General features: G+C 37.6%; 12 protein-coding genes. 9 read left to right on the top strand and 3 right to left on the bottom strand.

The genetic code is table 11. The features are described from left to right. Entirely contained in the window at window positions 1–414 is a 414-nt protein-coding gene (ruvX, locus tag AAKU52_RS03835; RefSeq protein ID WP_354330728.1) for a Holliday junction resolvase RuvX, read from the bottom strand. Between the two features lie 47 nt (window positions 415–461). On the opposite strand from ruvX, the gene AAKU52_RS03830 reads away from it, so the two are divergent. The 3 genes from AAKU52_RS03830 to AAKU52_RS03820 are packed head-to-tail and all read left to right on the top strand — an operon-like array spanning window position 462 to window position 3,530. After that, entirely contained in the window at window positions 462–1,610 is a 1,149-nt protein-coding gene (locus AAKU52_RS03830; protein WP_354330411.1) for a DNA polymerase III subunit, read from the top strand. Between the two features lie 2 nt (window positions 1,611–1,612). Continuing rightward, a complete protein-coding gene (locus tag AAKU52_RS03825) occupies window positions 1,613–3,049 on the top strand; it encodes a PSP1 domain-containing protein (RefSeq protein ID WP_354330409.1) in 1,437 nt (478 codons plus the stop codon). Beyond that, window positions 3,042–3,530 (top strand): gliding motility lipoprotein GldH, encoded by a 489-nt coding sequence (locus AAKU52_RS03820; RefSeq protein ID WP_354330407.1) that lies wholly within the window; start codon window positions 3,042–3,044, stop codon window positions 3,528–3,530. Before AAKU52_RS03825 ends, AAKU52_RS03820 begins: the two co-directional genes overlap by 8 nt. A gap of 18 nt (window positions 3,531–3,548) precedes the next feature. Here the strand turns inward: AAKU52_RS03820 and AAKU52_RS03815 are convergent, their stop codons facing one another. Further along, window positions 3,549–4,850, bottom strand: a complete 1,302-nt coding sequence (locus tag AAKU52_RS03815) for a UDP-N-acetylmuramoyl-tripeptide--D-alanyl-D-alanine ligase (protein WP_354330405.1) — start codon at window positions 4,848–4,850, stop codon at window positions 3,549–3,551. A gap of 94 nt (window positions 4,851–4,944) precedes the next feature. Between AAKU52_RS03815 and AAKU52_RS03810 the strand changes: the two genes are divergently transcribed. The 6 genes from AAKU52_RS03810 (at window position 4,945) to AAKU52_RS03785 (ending at window position 18,276) form a co-directional block, all read left to right on the top strand. Then, window positions 4,945–7,419, top strand: a complete 2,475-nt coding sequence (locus AAKU52_RS03810; protein ID WP_354330403.1) for a M14 family metallopeptidase — start codon at window positions 4,945–4,947, stop codon at window positions 7,417–7,419. Window positions 7,420–7,914: 495 nt separating this feature from the next. Beyond that, window positions 7,915–11,142 (top strand): SusC/RagA family TonB-linked outer membrane protein, encoded by a 3,228-nt coding sequence (locus AAKU52_RS03805; protein WP_354330402.1) that lies wholly within the window; start codon window positions 7,915–7,917, stop codon window positions 11,140–11,142. 70 nt (window positions 11,143–11,212) lie between these two features. Next, window positions 11,213–12,631, top strand: a complete 1,419-nt coding sequence (locus AAKU52_RS03800) for a SusD/RagB family nutrient-binding outer membrane lipoprotein (RefSeq protein WP_354330400.1) — start codon at window positions 11,213–11,215, stop codon at window positions 12,629–12,631. 463 nt (window positions 12,632–13,094) lie between these two features. Then, window positions 13,095–16,280: a SusC/RagA family TonB-linked outer membrane protein gene (locus AAKU52_RS03795; RefSeq protein ID WP_354330397.1), complete on the top strand. Its 3,186-nt coding sequence runs from the start codon at window positions 13,095–13,097 to the stop codon at window positions 16,278–16,280. Window positions 16,281–16,297: 17 nt separating this feature from the next. After that, on the top strand, window positions 16,298–17,746 hold the full coding sequence (locus AAKU52_RS03790; protein ID WP_354330395.1) for a SusD/RagB family nutrient-binding outer membrane lipoprotein: 1,449 nt from the start codon (window positions 16,298–16,300) through the stop codon (window positions 17,744–17,746). Between the two features lie 53 nt (window positions 17,747–17,799). Next, a complete protein-coding gene (locus AAKU52_RS03785; protein WP_354330393.1) occupies window positions 17,800–18,276 on the top strand; it encodes a lipid-binding protein in 477 nt (158 codons plus the stop codon). 65 nt (window positions 18,277–18,341) lie between these two features. On the opposite strand, the gene AAKU52_RS03780 is transcribed toward AAKU52_RS03785, so the two are convergent. Continuing rightward, the gene (locus AAKU52_RS03780) at window positions 18,342–18,500 is read right to left on the bottom strand and encodes an IS3 family transposase (protein ID WP_354330725.1); all 159 of its coding nucleotides are present in this window, start codon (window positions 18,498–18,500) and stop codon (window positions 18,342–18,344) included. Window positions 18,501–19,624 lie beyond the last annotated feature (1,124 nt).

Here is a 19,624-nt window from a genome sequence, read left to right as displayed (position 1 = left end):
TTAACGCTCTTCTTCCATGAAATATTGCAATATTATGGTTGCCGCTATGGTATCTACCCTTTCTTTGTTCCTGCGGTCCTGCTTTTTCAGTCCACTTTTCATGATCGTTTCCTGGGCTAGTTTAGAGGTAAAACGCTCATCTACCCAGAATTGTGGAATCTCTGGGAAATGCTTTTTTAAAGTAGTGGAAAAACCCTTTACATGTTGGGCAGAATCAGAAGGAGAGCCATCCATTTGCTTAGGATCACCGATTACAAAAGCTTCCACCTGTTCGGTTTGGAGGTATTTCTTTAAAAATTCCAATATTTCTTTGGGGTGTATCGTGTCCAAACCGGTCGCAATAATTTGCAGTGGATCTGTAACGGCAACCCCGATACGCTTGGTACCATAATCGAATGCGATAATACGAGCCATTTTACAAATATGCGAAACCATATTAAAAATTTAGTATTTTGCACCAAATGCAATTCAAAGAGATCATCGGACAAGAAGCTATAAAGCAGCAATTGATACAGACAGTTGTTGAGAATAGAGTGAGCCATGCGCAGTTGTTTCTCTCGAGTTCAGGTAGCGGTGCATTACCCTTGGCAATTGCCTATGCCCAATACATCAATTGCCTTGATAAAGCCCCTTCAGATAGCTGTGGCGTTTGTTCTTCCTGCAGAAAATACAGCCGTTACATCCACCCCGACTTACATTTTTCTTATCCATTTTTCGCTTCAAAGGACATTAAAATTGCCGTCGACGTATTAGACGAATGGCGGAGTATGTTGTTGAAGGATTTTTATTTTGACATGGACATCTGGCGTTCCAAACTCAATGCGGAAAATAAGCAGGCAAACATTAACATTGCCGAGTGCCATGATATCATCAAGAAGTTAAGCTATAAAGCCTTTGAGGGAGAGACCAAGGTATTGATTTTATGGTTACCTGAGTTTTTAGATAAGGAGGGCAATGCCTTATTAAAGATTATAGAAGAGCCGCCAAAAAACACTTTATTCCTTTTGGTAGCCAATAATCAAGAGCAAATTTTATCCACTTTATTGTCGCGCACACAAATTGTCAAGATTCCTAAACTTCCGAATGCCACGATAGAAAGCTACCTGATGGAAGGCCATGGCCTATCAGAACAACAGGCAAAGGAATACAGTTATCTTTCTGATGGAAATGTAATTGAGGCGAAATTATTAGTGGAAAATACGCAAAACGATCATGCTGAGAAATTTGCTGAATGGTTAAGGATGGGCTACGGCAACAAAGGATTAGACTTAATTACCTTTGTAGACCAGGCAGCAACATGGGGAAGAGAGAACCAGAAAAACTTTTTAAAATATGGAATAAGTTTTTTGCGGGAATGCAGTTTATTGCTTAGTGATGCCGAAGAACTGGTGAAATTACCGGTAAGCGCATTGGTAACAGCGAAAAAGCTAACGGCTCATGTACTTGATTTAAATATGGCAGCAGCTATTATAACTGAGCTAGAAGCAGCCCATTACCACATTGAAAGGAATGCGAATCCAAAAATTCTGTTTTTAGATGTATCTTTACAATTGATTAAAATAATCAAATTTAAAACGCTCCCGAAAGGGACTCAATATATATATAATTAATTATGGGATGTGGAAGTTGTTCAACAGGAGGCGGTTGTGCCCCTGCAGGCTGCAAAAGTAATGGCAATTGCCTTACTGGAGGTTGCCAGAAATTAGAAGTTTACGATTGGCTGTCAAATTTAGACATGCCTTCAAATTATATACCTTTTCAAGTTGTTGAAGTAAAATTTAAAGGTGCTAGAAAAGAGTTTTACCTGAATAATGATAACATTTACCTGGAAATAGGTGAATTAGTAGCGGTTGAAGGCCCTACAGGTGGTTATGATATTGGCCATATTTCCTTAACAGGCGAGTTGGTACGGACACAAATGAAACGCCGTAAAACACCACTTGATCAGGTAACCCGTAAAATTTACCGTAAGGCATCAGAAGCAGATGTAGAGCGTTGGAAGCTGGCCAAGGATATGGAATGGGAAACGATGCATAAAGCACGTAAACTGGCTTTAGACCTGCGTTTGTCGATGAAAATTAGTGACGTAGATTACCAGGGTGATAAAACGAAGGCTACTTTTTACTATACAGCTGAGGGTCGCGTTGATTTCAGGGAGCTGATTAAAAAGATGGCAGAAACCTTTAGAATAAGGATTGAGATGCGCCAGATAGGGATGCGTCAGGAAGCTGGAAGATTAGGTGGAATTGGTTCATGTGGAAGGGAGTTATGCTGCTCTACGTGGCTAACCAACTTTAAAACAGTGTCTACTGCTGCTGCAAGGTATCAGAATTTATCGTTGAATACGTTAAAGCTAGCGGGTCAATGTGGTAAATTAAAATGCTGTTTAAATTATGAGCTGGATACTTACCTGGATGCCTTAAAAGACATTCCAGACCGTATAGAAAGTTTGCAAACGGAAGTTGGTGTTGCCCGTCATCAGAAAACGGATATTTTCAAGAAATTAATGTGGTTTAGCTATGCAAACCAAGAGGATTGGATTCCATTAAAAGTAGATCGGGTAAAAGAAATTATGGCCATGAACAAACGTGGACAAAAACCTGTTAACTTGAAAGAAGAAGCGGTAGAGCTGGAAGCGACGGCAGTGGTTGAAAAAGTACTTGACTACGAAAATGTAGTTGGGCAAGACAGTTTGACTCGTTTGGATGATAAAAAGAACAAACAAAACCGCAATAACAAGAATCCAAATCAACGGAACACCCAAACGGCAGGTAGAACAGAAAGAGCTCCCCGATTGCAGCAGCCCAAGAAAGCAGGAGAGGTAACGAAAAAAGTGGATCAGGTAAAACCTGTTGGGGAGCCAACAAAGCGACCTCCACAAGCCAAGAAGGTAGTTGATGAGCGCAAAAAAGTGGCAGAATCACAACCGGGAGAACCCGTGGTGAATAAAAACAAAAGCAGGAATAACCGCAGAAAAAATAACAAGCCAACAGACCGGCCTACAGATAAACCAACAGATAAACCTTCTGATAAGCCAGTAAATGAATAAAATAAAACTCCTGGTTGTTGTATTTGCGCTACTCACTTCGAGTTTATTGTGCGGATGCATCACAAACAACATCGCAGATGTCAATGTTTCGATGCCAAAGCATCGCTGGAGTTATATTAATAAAGTTTACACCCAGGTAGATATAAAAGATCATACGAAAGCGTATGATCTTTTATTTAAATTAAGGCATACGGCAAAATACAGTTATTCCAACATCTATATTTTATTCCATTTAAAGGGACCAGGCAATAAAGTGGTCACCCGCAGGTATGGTTATAAGCTAGCTGAGTTTGACGGGAAATGGTTAGGTGCAGGATCAGGAGATTTATTTTCCTATACTTTGCCTTTACTGCGTAATTATCGCTTTCCGGCGGCCGGAAAATATACGCTGGTTATTGAACAAAGCATGAACGATAACCCTTTACGCGCAATAAGTGATGCAGGGATATTGGTGGGTTTTAGTGAAACACCAAATCAATAAGTTATAACTTCACCAAGGCTATAATAATGGCATCAATTGTTCTAGTGCCATGCCTCTGGAGCCCTTTAATAAAATCAGGCTATTTTTAATTGGGTTTTGCGTTAAATAATCGCAGGCTTCCTTTGGCGTATTAAAGAACTCGCCGGCATACTTCCCTTTAAGGGTGTAAAAATACTTTCCTATAAAGATAAGAGTGGTAAAGCCCGCTGCAGCAGCCTTTTTTGCAATCAAATCATGCTGTTCCGCAGCTTCCTTTCCAAGCTCAAACATATCCCCCAAAATAGCCGCTTTACTAATGGCGGTTAAGCCAGTTAGGTTATTTAGAGCAGCTTCCATGCTACTAGGATTGGCATTATAAAAATCGCAGATTAAGGTATTCTCTGCTGTTTTCTGAAGCTGAGAACGGTTATTTTGAGGAAAATAATTTGCCAGTCCAAGGTTAATTTGTGCGGCACTCAAACCGAAAAACTCCCCCACACAGATGGCCGCTAAAATATTCTCAAAATTATAAGCACCCGTCAGGTTGGCCTTTGCCGTAGTGGTTTCGCCACCAGAAGACCAGTTTAATGCAATAAAAGGGTCCGATTTAATCAGTTTTCCATAAACTTTATCCTGCATATTTGTGCCGTAATAAATCACCTTATTCAAGGAAGCGGCAGCGCTCATTTCCAGCAAATAAGGGTTATTGCGGTAAATAAATACGATGCCAGCATGTTGCTTTAAGTAGGCATACAGTTCAGCTTTGCCTTTTTTTACGCCTTCAAAACCGCCGAAGCCATCCAAATGAGCCATGCCGATATTGGTAATTAAGCCATGCGTAGGCTGGGCAATGCTGCATAATAATGCGATTTCACGCTGGTGATTAGCGCCCATCTCAATTACAGCAATTTCAGTGTCGGCTGTAATAGCCAAAATGGAGAGCGGCACACCAATGTGGTTATTTAAATTGCCCTTGGTGGCAAATGTTTTAAACTGCTCAGCAAGTACGGCTTTTAAAAGCTCTTTAGTAGTTGTTTTTCCATTACTTCCCGTAAGGCCAATTACCGGGATTTTCAATTGGAGACGATGGTATTTTGCCAACTCTTGTAATGCAATAAGCACATCAGGCACCAAAATGCAACGATCATTAATTTGATAATGCTCCTCATCGATCACGACCAAAGCAGCTCCTTTTTGCAACGCCTTTTCAGCAAAAGTATTAGCATTAAAATTTTCACCCTTTAAAGCAAAAAATATACACCCCTCGCTAATATTCCTGGTGTCGGTTGAAATTATTGGGTTAACTAAATAATGCTGATAAAGAATTGGGATGTGTGGCATGCCGGAGAAATAAATTGATTATGTGTTGGTAAAATTACGTTATGCACCACAAACAAAAAATAATCTTTAGTAAATTAGCTGAATATATATTTATATGAAGCCATTTTTCCTTTCATTACTTGTTATTTCGGGCATTTTCTCCGCTACGGCACAAACAAAATCTCCCGATGAATATTTGGGTTACCCCTTGGGCAGTCGTTTTACGATCCATCAAAAAGTAGCAGACTACTTTAAATATATAGCCTCACAACATAAAAACATCAAGCTGGTTAGCTACGGAAAAACGTATGAAGGCAGGGAGCTAATGGTTGCAATTGTATCTGCACAAAAAAACATAGATAACCTGGAAGAAATTAGGAAAAACAATGTTGCTATGAGCATGGCCTCGAGCAGTAACGTCGACCCGAAGCAACAACCAGCAATACTTTGGCTGAGTTATAATGTGCATGGAAACGAAGCCAGTTCGACAGAAACTGCTATGAAAATGATTTACAGTTTGTCGCAAGCCACCATGCCAAACGTTAAGCAATGGTTAAGCAATACAGTAGTTATTATTGATCCCTGCTTAAACCCTGATGGTAGAGACCGTTACGTACAAAACTTCAATTCGGTTGCAGGCATTCTTCCTGATGCAAACCCTGGGGCCCGCGAGCACCAGGAGCCTTGGCCAAGAGGACGAGTTAACCACTATTATTTTGATTTAAACCGCGATTGGGCCTGGCAAACGCAAATAGAAACCCAAAGCCGCATGGCTTTATACCAGCAGTGGATGCCAGAAGTGCATGTAGATTTTCATGAACAAAGTTACAATGAGCCTTATTATTTTGCTCCCGCGGCAGAACCTCTACATGAAAGCATTAATAAATGGCAACGCGAATTTCAGGTAACGGTAGGTAAAAATAACGCCAAAAAGTTTGATGAACAAGGGTGGCAATATTTCACTAAAGAACGATTCGATTTATTATATCCTTCTTACGGAGATACTTACCCTATTTATAATGGTGCAATTGGGATGACTTATGAGCAAGGTGGTATTGGTGCCGGGTTGGCAGTTAAAATTGCAGATGGAGATACGTTAACATTAAAAGACCGCATTGACCATCATTTTACAACGGGTATGGCAACCATTGAAACCGTTTCTACACATGCAGAAAAATTAGTAGCAGAATTTAAAAATTTTTTTGTGGCCTCGGTTAATAAACCTCCCGGACTTTTTCAAAGTTATGTTGTTAAAGCAAGCCATTTACCAAGACTGAAGAAACTAGCTGCGTTGTTAACCAAAAACCATATTGAATTTTCTTATGGTGGCGACCGTACATTAAACGGTTTTGATTTTGAGAGTCGAAAAAATAAGTCCTTCAAGTTAGAAAGAAATGATTTAGTGATCAATCTACATCAGCCTAGGGCAATTTTGGCAGGCGTATTATTTGAGCCGCAAACGGTGGTTACTGATTCCAATACCTATGACATCACAGCATGGGCATTACCCTATGCTTATGGATTAGAAGCGTTTGCTTTAAAAGAAGGCGTAAAGGGAAAATACATGAATCTGGAAGAAAATAAAGCTATTTATACCAAAGCAGTTAACCCCTATGCATGGGTTTTTTCATGGAATGCGGTCGAAGATGCGAAAGTATTGATGGCTTTACAAAAAGCAAATTTAAAAGTGCGCATAGCTGAAGAAGGCTTTACGAGTGAAGGCCAAACTTATCCTGCCGGCACCCTATTAGTATACAGAAAAGAGAACGAACAACAGCAGGGTACTCTTTCGGCTAAAATGGAGGCTATTTCATTGAGCGAAAAAATAACGCTTAAAAGCATTGGTTCGGGCTATGTTGAAAATGGAAAAGATTTTGGCTCTTCTGTATATCGGCTATTAAAAATGCCTAAAGTGGCTGTGGTATCTGGAGCAGAAACTTCAGCTCAGTCTGTCGGAGAGATATGGAGCTTTTTTGAGCAAGAATTACAGTACCCGGTTTCTATGATTAGTGTGCAGAGCCTGGGCAACCTAGATGTAGCAGATATCAATGTATTAATTCTTCCTGATGGTAATTACCCTAAAAACCTGGAGGATAAACTGAGCAGCTGGGTACGGAATGGGGGCAAATTGATTTTGATGGAAGATGCAGTTAATGCTTTTTCAGGAACTAAGTCATTCGAGATTAAAAGAAAGGAATTTCCAAAGCAAGAAAAAGCAAATGTGCGTGCTTATGGCGATAAAGATAAAGACGATTTCAATGATGCAATACCTGGAGCTATTTTTAAGGTAAGCCTTGATAAAACCCATCCATTAGCTTTAGGCCTGGGAAGTTACTACACTTTGATTTCCAGTGATAAAATCTATGAACCATTAGTAGAAGGCTGGAATGTGGGTATGCTGAAGCCAGGCGCTTATATAACCGGTATTGCTGGTAAGAATGTACAAAAGAAACTGGAAGCAGGACTTTTATATGGGGTACAGCCTTTAGGTAAAGGTAATGTAGTTTACTTAGCAACAGACGTGTTGTTCAGGTTATTCTGGGAAAGCGGCAAACAGGTTTTCACCAATGCTGTATTTATGGTTAATTAAGTTATACCCCATTTTTTTTAGTTTCTTTCCACAAAGTTTACGCGGTGTTTACACAATTGCAGATTGCGTATGCACTGTGTAAGCATTGCGTTACCATTGCGTTAACATTGCGTTAACCCTTATGGATCTCCCTTTTTTTACTATGCTTTTAATAAATAGGCGCTGTTCGCTTATGCCTTGTTTTATACGGTGAAAGTGTGGCATTATTTCGTGACTTTAATATAAAAAGTCACGAAAAAGAACGATTGCACACAAAGATTGAGACTTAAGCATTAGTTACGTATTGGTGTTTTTTTTTACTAATTCTTTCGTCTGTTGAATTAAGCTTAATCCTGTAAAAAGTTTGTTATTCGGGCTTGCTTAATAATTCATGTATTTTCTTTTAAAAAAGTGTAAACTACTGTTAATCAGCGTATAAAAAGTTTAAATCCTTTTTAATTGGATTATGAAATCGATATATTAGATATATATTATTCATACTAATTCTTAAAAAAGATGAAAAAACTTTTACAAAGTTTGTTCGTATTAATGCTATTTGCGGGAACTGCAATTGCCCAGCAACGAACAATCACGGGAACAGTTACTGGTAAAGATGATGGCTTACCAATACCTGGTGTTACGATTAGAGTTGCAGGCTCAACAATTGGAACAAGCGCCTCATCAGACGGTAAATATGTGATTAGCATTCCTGCAAATGCAACACAATTAGAGTTCTCCTCGCTTGGATTTATTAATCAAAGCAAGCTAATAGGAACATTAACGGTTATCAATGTTGTTTTAGCAAGTGATGCGCAATCTTTATCAGAGGTTGTTGTTACTGCATTGGGTATTCGCAGGGCCAAAAGTGAGTTGCCTTATGCAGCACAGGAGGTTAAAGGCGAAGACTTAACACGGACGAGGGATGTGAATTTTATTAACGGACTTTCGGGAAAGGTTGCCGGTTTGGATGTTAAACAATCCAACTCGATGGGTGGCTCAACAAACGTAGTCATGAGAGGTTATAAATCCTTAACGGGAAATAACCAGGCTTTGTTTGTGATAGATGGGGTCCCAATTAGTAATGCTAATAATAATACTGTCGACCAAAATCGTGGTGCTGGCGGTTATGATTATGGTAATGCTGCTGCGGATATAAATCCTGATGACATTGCTTCAGTAAACGTTTTAAAAGGAGCTGCCGCTTCAGCTTTATATGGCTCCAGAGCAGCAAATGGAGTGATCATGATCACGACTAAAAAAGGCAAAAAGAATTCATTGGGTATTACGGTGAACACTGGAGTTACATTTGGTAAAATTGACAAGAGTACGTTTGCGAAGTACCAAAAAGAATATGGTGCTGGTTATGTGAATCAATATTCACCCGATGGCGCTTATGATTCTCCAGATGGCAACTTTTGGTATGAAGATGTTTTTGGCAAGGGAAATAGTTTACTAACCCCATTTACAGAAGATGCTTCTTACGGTGGCGCATTCAATCCAAACACCTTAGTTTATCAATGGAATGCCTTTGACCCCAGTTCGCCAAATTATGGAGTAGCTACACCTTGGGTTGCTGGTACAAATGACCCTTCAAGCTTTTATAAAACGGCGGTAAGTTCTTCTCAAAGCATTACCATAGATGGCGGTAGTGATAAGACAACCTTCAAATTCGGTTATTTAAGGAATGATGAGACTGGAGTTTTGCCAAACAGTAAAATTACAAGAAACAACTTTAACCTTAGTGGCGAACATGATATTACAGAAAAGTTAACGATCAGCACTTCGGGAAACTATACCAATGTAAATGGTAGAGGCCGGTATGGAACAGGATATGATGGTGCTAACCCAAATCAGCAATTCAGACAATGGTGGCAAACGAATGTTGACCTAAAAGAATTGGAAGATGCTTACAATAGAGAGCAAAAAAATATAACGTGGAACTGGTCTGACGCAACAGCGACACGCCCAATTTACTCTAATAACCCTTACTGGTCAAGATACGAGAACGTCGAGACTGATTCCAGAGACAGGTATTTTGGTAATGTGGTGGTTACCTGGAGGCCATTGGAATGGTTAGATGTGCTTGGTCGTGTAACTTATGATGGCTCGAGCGAAATGCAGGAGGAACGCCTGGCAGTGGGTGGTGCAGATCTTTCTGGTTATTCGAGATTTAACAGGTCGGCATCTGAGATAAATTATGACTTGCTGGTAAATTTCAAGAAAAACATAAATGAAGATATTACTTTTCGGGGTTTGTTGGGAAGTAACCTAAGGAAAAATAGTGTATCATCAATATTTGCGGAAACTAACGGTGGTTTATCCATTGCTAAATTTTATTCCTTGTCTAGCTCTGTGAACTTAATTAACCCACCTATAGAAAAATATGAACGGGTTGCTGTAGATGGTTTATTTGCAAGCGCAAATTTTGGCTATAAAGAACTAGCATTTTTAGACGCCAGTATTCGTCGTGATCAAAGCACAACTTTGCCTGTCGATAACAATAGCTATTGGTATCCTTCTATTGCAGGTAGTTTTGTGTTTTCTAATTTAATGAAAGATTCAAACTGGTTAAATTATGGTAAACTACGTTTAAACTATGCTGAAGTAGGTAATGATGCTGCGGCGTTAAGCCTGTATGATACCTATACCATAAATACGGTTTTTGATGGGAGTATTTTAACGTCAATGCCTATCAGTAAAAATAATGCTAATTTAAAACCTGAACGGACCAACAGTGTAGAGGGAGGTTTAGAGGCTAATTTTTATAATGCCAGATTTGGGCTTGATTTCAGTTATTACCGTTCAACATCAGTAGACCAGATTATGGCAGTAGATGTATCTACAACTACCGGTTATGGTAAAAACTTTGTGAATGCAGGAACAGTTAGAAACGAAGGAATAGAGCTAACAGCATTTGTGTTACCATTTAAAACACAAGATTTCAGCTGGACATTAAACTTAAATTTTTCGAGAAACAAAAACAAGGTGGTGGAATTGTACGGCACCAATACCAACCTTCAATTGGCAATGTTTCAGGGAGGGGTAACACTTAATGCTACTGTTGATCAACCTTTCGGTACGCTAAGAGGACGTGATTTCGTCTATGTTAATGGCGAAAAACAAGTTGGAACGGATGGGTATTATGTATTTGGACCAGCAAATCAGATCATTGGAGATGTAAATCCAAAATGGCAAGGTGGTATACAGAACAACCTTAGGTATAAGGATTTTAGCTTCAGTTTTTTGATTGACATAAAAAAAGGAGGAAGTATATTTTCTCTTGATCAATACTACGGACAGGCAACAGGTATTTATCCTGAATCTGCGGGTTTAAATGATCTTGGCAATCCACAAAGACTTCCAATTAGTCAGGGTGGTGGTGTAATACTTCCGGGTGTAGATGCTAACGGGAATGCCAATACCGTAAGGGTTGAGGCTTATGATAATGCGGTTACGCCTTATGGTTATTCTAATAATCCACAAGCAGCTTTTGTTTATGATGCGAGTTTTGTGAAATTACGTGAAGCTGCTATCACTTATAGTTTACCTAAAAAATGGATTGGTGAAAAAACAATTAAGGGGGTAGATGTTTCATTGGTAGGTCGTAATCTTTGGGTTATTCACAGCAATGTTCCTTATTCTGATCCTGAGGCCGGCTTGAGCTCTGGAAATATACAGGGATATCAAAGTGGTGCTTACCCTTCTGTCAGGACACTTGGTTTCAACTTTAAAGTTAGATTTTAGGCTGATTAATTTACCATAATAGCTGTGAAACTGGAGATAGCTTCATAACCATTAAATCAAATTTACAATTATGAAAAAAATATTAATATATATATTGCCTGTGATGCTCTTAGCGTCCTGTGCAAAAAACTTAGAAGATTATAACATTGACCAGAAGAACCCATCTATGGTTTCTGCAAGTGGGATGTTTGGTAATGCACTGAAGCAATTGGCGGATAACCAGGCGAGCCCTAGCGTAAACATTAACGTGCTAAGGTTCTGGATGCAACAATGGACGACCACAACTTACCAAGATGAGCCGAGGTATAATATTACTACCCGTAATATTCCTTTAAACTATTGGACCCCATTTTATCGGGAAGTATTAATAGACTTAAAAGAAAGCCGAAGACTGACCGAAGCTGATTCAGACATTAGTGCCGCTGTTAAAAACAATCGCATTGCAGTAACCGAGGTTGCCGCAGTTTATACCTGGTCGGTATTGGTGAATACTTGGGGAGACGTACCTTATTCAGAAGCGTTGGGCACTGTTAACCAACCTAAATATGATAAAGCGGCTGATATTTATGCTGATTTGTTTAAACGTTTAGATGCAGCAATTGCATTAATCACTCCTGGGTCAAATTTTGGATCGACAGATTTATTGTACCACGATAACACTGCCGGGTGGCTCAAGTTTGCGCATAGTTTGAAATTAAAGTTAGCCATAACTCTGGCTGATGTAGATGAGCCTACTGCCCGGGCTGTAATAACGACTTCTGCACCAAATGCTTTTACCAGTAATAGCGATAATGCTGCATTTCAATATTTAGGCTCGACGCCAAACAATAACCCTATTTCTAATGCAATTAACCCTACATATACCAGTAGACAGGATTATGTTGCCGGGGAAACGTTAGTAAATAAAATGAATGCACTTGATGATCCAAGAAGGGTTTTTTATTTTACTACTGTTAATGGTGTGTTTATAGGTGGTAAAATTGGTGTAAACAATACTTATGCTAATTTTTCACATGTAAGCAATGACATTATTGAGCCGACTTTTGAAGCACTTTTCATGGATTATTCAGAAGTTGAGTTTATTCTGGCTGAGGCTGCGGCAAGGTGGGGCATTGCCGGTAATCCTGCAGCGCATTATAGTAATGCAATTACTGCTTCTATCACTTATTGGGGGGGTACACCAGCACAGGCCATTGCTTATTTAGAAAAACCAGCTGTTTTATATGCTTCTGCAGCTGGAAATTATAAACAGAAAATAGGTGAGCAAAAGTACATTGCGCTTTATAACCGTGGTTATGATGCTTGGACGGAATGGAGACGTTTAGATTATCCAGTGTTAACACCCGCAACCGGTGCGTTAAGTGTTATTCCATTGCGTTTAACTTATCCAACAAGTGAACGTACCTTAAATAAGGCAAATGTGGAAAGTGCTGCGGCGGCAATTGGTGGAGATGCCGTTGGGACTAAATTATTTTGGGATAAGTTCTAAATTTTTTATTATCTTTTTAACTAAAAAGGGGGTGATGTTGTTAACATTACCCCTTTTAGTTAAAAAGATAGATGGTTGACGCCAATAAATTGTGAGTTGTTATTTTGAATATTATTTTTGATGAATTATGGTTCAAAAATTAACTATATATTTGAATTATAAAATGAAGGGTAGCATTAAAATCGAATAATTTATACAAAAGACTGATTTTTTTTTAAATTAAAAGCGGTATTAAAATGTTACTAATCAACTATATGTGAATTTCGTTAAATCTTATCAGGAAGCGTTAAAAACGCAGTTATGTGTGTTTCTTAGCAAATAAATACCAGCAAAATAGTATTTTAAAAGTTAGGTTATATCCCCGTTTTTTTTTAACATTAGAAAAGAAAAATTATATTTTTTTTGGTATATGTTTTTAAACGAATATATTTAGGGATTATTATTCACCTAAAATTAACAATTCATGAAAAAACTTCTACAAAGTTTGTTCGTGTTGATGCTTATTGCCTCCTCAGCAATTGCGCAACAACGGACAATCACTGGTACAGTTACTGGTAAAGATGACGGACTACCACTACCTGGCGTAAGTGTTAAAATCAAAGGAGCAACAGGCGGTACAAGTACTGATGCCAACGGAAAATACTCAGTTTCTGTTCCGTCAAATGGAACAGCCTTACTTTTTTCTTCGCTTGGCTATGTTGTTCAAAATCAAACAATCTCTTCTGCTACTGTTATTAATGTTTCTTTAACACCAGATGCAACATTATTAGGCGAAGTAGTTGTAACGGCTATGGGTCAAACAAGACAAGCACGGACCTTAGGCTATGCGAATTCAACTGTTAAGGCAGATGAAATTACAAAAGCAAACAATGTAAATGCATTGTCTGGTATACAGGGTAAGGTTTCCGGCGTTAGTATATCTAATTCTGGCTCTGTCGGTGGATCTACTAAAGTTATTATCCGTGGTGTTTCTTCTTTTACTGGCAATCAACCATTATATATTGTTGATGGTGTGCCAATTAGTGATAACAATGCAAGTACAGTGACTTCTAGCAGATCTGTGGATTTGGGTAACCAGATCAACGACATCAATCCTGATGATATTGAATCCATGAGTATATTAAAAGGAGCTTCTGCAACAGCTTTGTATGGTTCTAGAGCAGCACACGGTGTGATCATGATCACTACCAAATCAGCTAAAATGAATCAAAAGCTTAGCATTACTTACAATGGAGCAATAAACTTCAGTAATGTCTCGATGACACCAACGACCCAAAATGTATTTGGACAAGGATGGCCTAACTTCGCTTTAGAAGAAAACGGATCTTGGGGCCCAAGATTAAGTGGAATCGTTCAAAACTGGGGAACTGAAGTTGACGGTGTGAGCCAACAAAAACCTTATTCTTATGTTGAAGATAACCTTCGTAATTTTTACGAAACTGGTATTGATCATACCAATAACATATCGATTTCAGGTGGAAGTGAACATAGTTCTTTCGTTTTCTCTTATGGAAATGTTGGTCAGCGTGGTATTACACCAGGTAACGTAGATAGATTTACAAGAAACAATTTCTCTTTTAGAGGAAATACTAAGTATGATAAATTTGAAAGCAGCTTTAGCTTAAACTACGTAAGAAAAGATGCTAATTTAGTTTATTCAGGTCAGGGAACTGCCGATGGGGGTGCTACCCTTTATCAGGAATTAATTCAAACGCCTGTTGACATCAACCTTAGTACTTTGAAGGATGTAACTAACAAATACAACAATGCTGATAATTTCTATACATTGTATGCTGATAATCCATATGCTGTAATCAGGAACAACGGAGCTCAAGTTCAGGACGACCGTGTTTATGGTAAAGTTGATTTATCTTACGAATTTATCAAAGGCTTAAAAGCTGTTGGTCGTTTAGGTGGTGACTTTTCTACTACTAGGCTAATTGATAAAGGGGCTGTTGTAACTTATACACCAGGTTCATGGTCTGATGTTGGAGCAAAATCTCCGGTAACTGGAAGATATGGCGAAAACTATAGAAGAAACAACCAGATCGATGCGACTTTAATGTTGCAAGCAGATTACAAGTTAACTGATGACTTGACTTTAAACGCAACAGCTGGCGGTAATTACAACCAAAGGGGTTACAATTCCTTAGATGCTTATATTACAGGATTAAATGTTCCGGGATGGTACAGCTTGGCAAATACTAGTGCTTCTCCAATCAATGACTCTAAAGATGTACGCAGACGTTTGTTTGGTGCTTTTGGCGCATTTGATTTCGGTTTCAAAGACTTTTTATATGTGAATGTAGCTTTGAGAAACGATTGGTCTTCTACTTTACCACAGGGTAAAAATAGTTACTTTTATTCAGGCGCAAATGCTTCCTTGCTCATCACGGATTTATTTAAAGAACTTAAATCTGATCAAGTTAATTTGTTAAAAGTTCGTGCTGCATATGGTAAAACGGGTAATGATGCTAGTGTTTATTTAACTGAAGATTCATACCAGAACACTAATGCGCTCCTTCCAAGTGGAAGTATACTTTTACCTTTAAATGGTGTTGCAGGTTTACAGCATCATAAAACTTTAGGAAATAAAGATCTTCGTCCGGAAATGACGACAGAGTCAGAATTTGGATTTGAAGGTCGTTTCTTTAACAGCCGTATTGGTTTAGATGTTTCTTATTACAACAGAAAAACAAAAGATCAAATTATTAATGCAATACTTGCTCCAGAAACTGGATATACTAGAAGAACCAGAAATATTGGTAATATTCAAAACCAAGGTATCGAAGCTGCTTTAACTTTCGTACCTGTTAAAACTAATAATTTCCAATGGAACTTTGGCGTTAACTTCACTAAAAATGTAAGTAAAGTACTTTCATTATATGATGATGTTAAAGAGCTTAACATTTATAGCGCTTATTCAGTAGATTATGTTGCTGAAGTTGGAAAGCCGTTAGGTACTTATAAAGTTCCGCAGGTTGAAAGAGTATTATCAGGTCCTAATGCTGGAAAAATTGTAGTATTAGCGAATGGTATACCAAAAACCGATTTAGTTAACAAAAAAACAGTTGGAGATTCTAACCCTGATTTCGAATTAGGTTTTTCTAATACGTTTACTTACAAGAACTTATCGCTTTCTGCTTTAGTAGATTGGCGTAAAGGTGGATATTTCTATTCATACACTTCCCAGTTAAATAATTTTGTGGGTAACTCTACTGAAACTACTTTCAACTACCGTCAGCCATTTCTTGTTCCTAACTCTGTAAAAGAATTGGGTAATGTAAACGGAGTAATGACATATGGAGAAAACACTAACCAGATTTCAGTAAACAACACATATGGCTACTGGTATTCAAATACCAATAACTCTATGTATGAGCATGCTGTTTTAAAACGTGATTACTTGAAATTACGCGAGGTTGTATTGACTTATGCTTTACCTAAATCTTTTGTATCTAAATTAAAGCTACAAAATGTCAATTTAAGCGTGGTGGGTAGAAACTTATTAACCTGGACGCCTTCTACAAACAACTTTGTTGATCCGGAATCAACTAACTATGGTAATGATATTACATCAAACTTTGGTGAATTTGCTTCAGGGCCTACACTTAGAACCATTGGTGGTAGTATAAAAGTTACTTTCTAATTTAAAAAATAAGAAAAATGAAAAGAATTCAATTAATCGGTTTATACGCAACGTTGCTTTTATCTGTAACGGCATGTAAAAAAGATTTAGATATTAATAGAGATCCTTACTTGCCAAGTACGGCTACGCCTAAATTATTGTTGCCGTCTGGTATTGCTTATTCAGCAGCAAAAATTGGTGGAGATCTACAAGTACTCGGTGCTTTCTGGTCTCAGCACTACACACAAAATAACACTTCAAACCAGTATAAAAATATAGATCAATATGCTGTTGGTGTTCCAGATTATAACACGATCTGGACTAACCTTTTTATGGGGATGAAAGATTTATCTCTGACTATGGAAATGGCCAAAGAATCAGAAGCATGGGATTATTACTTAAGTGCATCGGTGTTGCAAGCATTTGATTTTCATATTCTAAATGATCTTTACAGCCAGGTTCCTTACTCGGAAGCATTGAAGGGCGATTTAAATTCAACCCCTAAATTTGAAGAAAGTAAGGCTCTAAATGTTAAACTACTTGCACAATTAGATGAAGCAATTTCTAAAGGTCCGGCAGCAAAAGCATTGTCAAATGTAGGTGCTGAAGATTTTATCTTTCAAGGTGACATGGACCAATGGATAAAATTTGCTAAAACATTGAAGTTGAAAATATTAATGCGTGATTTTGTAGCTAATCAAGCCGCGATTCAAGCACTTTTAACTCAAAATGATTTTCTTTCTAATAAAGATGCTAAAATGACTGGCTTCTCTGATGTTGAGAACAAATCGAACCCTCTTTATGAATATGACAGACGTAAATTGAACACTTTCTTTAATATTAAAGCAAGTAACACTTTATTAACCTTTTTGAAAGTTAATAATGATACAAGGATTCCTAATTTCTTTGAAACGAACGTTAAAGATTTATATGTAGGCATTGATCAGGGTAATTTTACCTTAACTGGACCTTTAGCAAATGCAACTTCAAGGGCGACATTAGCTGCAACTGATCCTGTTTATTTTGCTTCAGCTGCAGAATCTAAATTTTTACAAGCAGAAGCATATGCGCGTCTTGGTAATACAAATTCGGCTAAAACGAATTACGATGCTGGTGTAACATTAGCTTTTGAACGATGGGGTAAAACTGCCGAACCATTTATTGCTATAGGGGGTCCTTATGCATTCCAAAATGGTTCACTTGATGCAATGATCAAATCAATTATTACTCAAAAATGGGTTGCTGCTACACGTACTCAGGCGTGGGATTCTTTCTTCGATCAAAACAGAACAGGCTATCCAAAAATCAGTGCTGTTACTGCTGATAATAGTGCTTATGTTCCAGGTGAATATACTGTCTCAGTAAATTCTGGTTTAATTGCCGGTGAGATTCCAAGAAGATTATTATTTCCTAAAATTTCTGCTGATAATAATCCTAATACACCTAAACCTGTTTCAATAAACACTAAAATGTGGTGGCACAAATAATAGTTTTTAACTTTTAATATCAAATCATGAAATCAAAAAGATTAATATATTTAATGCTGGCATTTATAAGTTTAACAGCTGCCAGTTGTAAAAAAGATCAACCCGAAGTTGTTGTTTCTCCAGTGTATCCTATTTCTGGTGAATGGTATGTTCATGTATATAAAGCTGACGGTATTACACTTGCCAGACCTACATATACCACACTGAGCACATACAATACTTCTGACAATTCTAACAATATTATTTGGATGAAAATGTTAACAAGCACGGTTAATTACTCCTTATTAGCTAAGGTAAATTGTGATGTTAATGCAAAGACAATATCTGCTACAGATGCTGTAAATACTGTCTTTACTCCAAATGTAAAGGTTACAATTTTAGAAGGAAAAGTGTTGCTTGATGCAACTAAGTTGAAGGGCAGCAAAACTATTGCTGATAGTATTTATGTTAAATATAAGACTGAAAAAGATGGAAATACTTATGTGATCTCTGGTCACAGAAGAAGTCAGTATGTTGAAGATCAGTACTAATTGTGGACTGACCCCATAAAGTTTAGACGAAATTTATAATTAAATTTTCACATATGAGCCCGATATTACATCGGGCTCATTCCTTTTAGATTCAACCTTATCCGATTATTATTATTGTAATACTTTACGTATTCCATGATATCCTTCTTTAATTCCTTAATGGATATATATTTTTTAACATAGAACATTTCAGATTTAATGGTGGCAAAGAAATTTTCGATGATCGCATTATCTAGGTAGTTTCCTTTTCAGCATACCCTGATATTATTTCATTTGGTGCTGCCAGCCCTGATAGGAATGCAGAATTAGATTAGCTTTTTTTGGAATTCTTTTAAAGGCTTTGGTTAACATATCGGTAATCTGTTTGAAATTCGGACGATCTGAAAGTGAATTGTTGATGATCTCACCGTTAAACAATTCAATGATGGGAGAAAAGTGGTGCGATCTTTCTTTGTTCCCCTTTGTACGATTTGTACTTTTTGACCCTATTATTACTCTTTAGCCCCAGTTGATTCATCAGCATTAAAACCATTTTATGATTGATGGTGTATCCCAATTTCTTTAAGCCTTACACCACGTCTGTATCCGTATCGTCTTTTATGCTTAACATACAGTTCGTTGAAAGAAGTTTTAATAGACTCGTACTTTTCCGTAACCTTACTTCTTTTGATTTAGTAGTAATAGGTGCTCCGGGCGATGCTGGCAACCTGCAGTAATAGTAGCAAATCATGTTTTGGCCTTAATTCAAAAATAATTAACGCTTTCTCTTTTTCTCTCGGCTTCCTTTTGAATTAGGCACGTAACTTTTTTAGGAAGTCATTCTCTGATCGTAAAATCGGCACTTATTCAAGAATCTTTTAATGATCCGTCAAGGGTTTGGTTGTCTTTTTGCTGCAATACTCTTCTTTCATTTGCAAGCCCTGCAACATCTTCTTATTCAAAAATGCTAATCCACTTTGTAAGCACACTCAAGGATCGAATTCCAAATTACAGGTATGTTTCACTCAAACCTATAATTTATATACCATAGTGAAAGGTTTATTTTTAAAAATTAAAATCATAATTAAATTTCTAATAACCAGCTGTATGTGAAATGAGTTAAATCTTATCTGAAGGTATTAAAAACGCGTATGGTTTTGTTTCTTATCTAGTAAATACTACTAATTTTTCCTTAAATGGATGAAATTTATCCTTGTTTTTTTTTAGATATTCGAAAAGAAAAACTTTATTTTTTTTGGTATATGTTTTTAAACGGTAACGACTCAGGTTGTCTATGAATTAGCAATAGTTGAGAAGGCATTGAGTATTTGCTGCTGATTTTTCTTACATGTATCGGTAATGGAACGAA

The organism is Pedobacter sp. CG_S7 (assembly GCF_040544395.1).
In the GTDB taxonomy this organism is placed as follows: domain Bacteria; phylum Bacteroidota; class Bacteroidia; order Sphingobacteriales; family Sphingobacteriaceae; genus Pedobacter.
The sequence above is the reverse complement of the archived record's forward strand: the minus strand, read 5'-3'. Positions and strand labels throughout refer to the sequence as shown.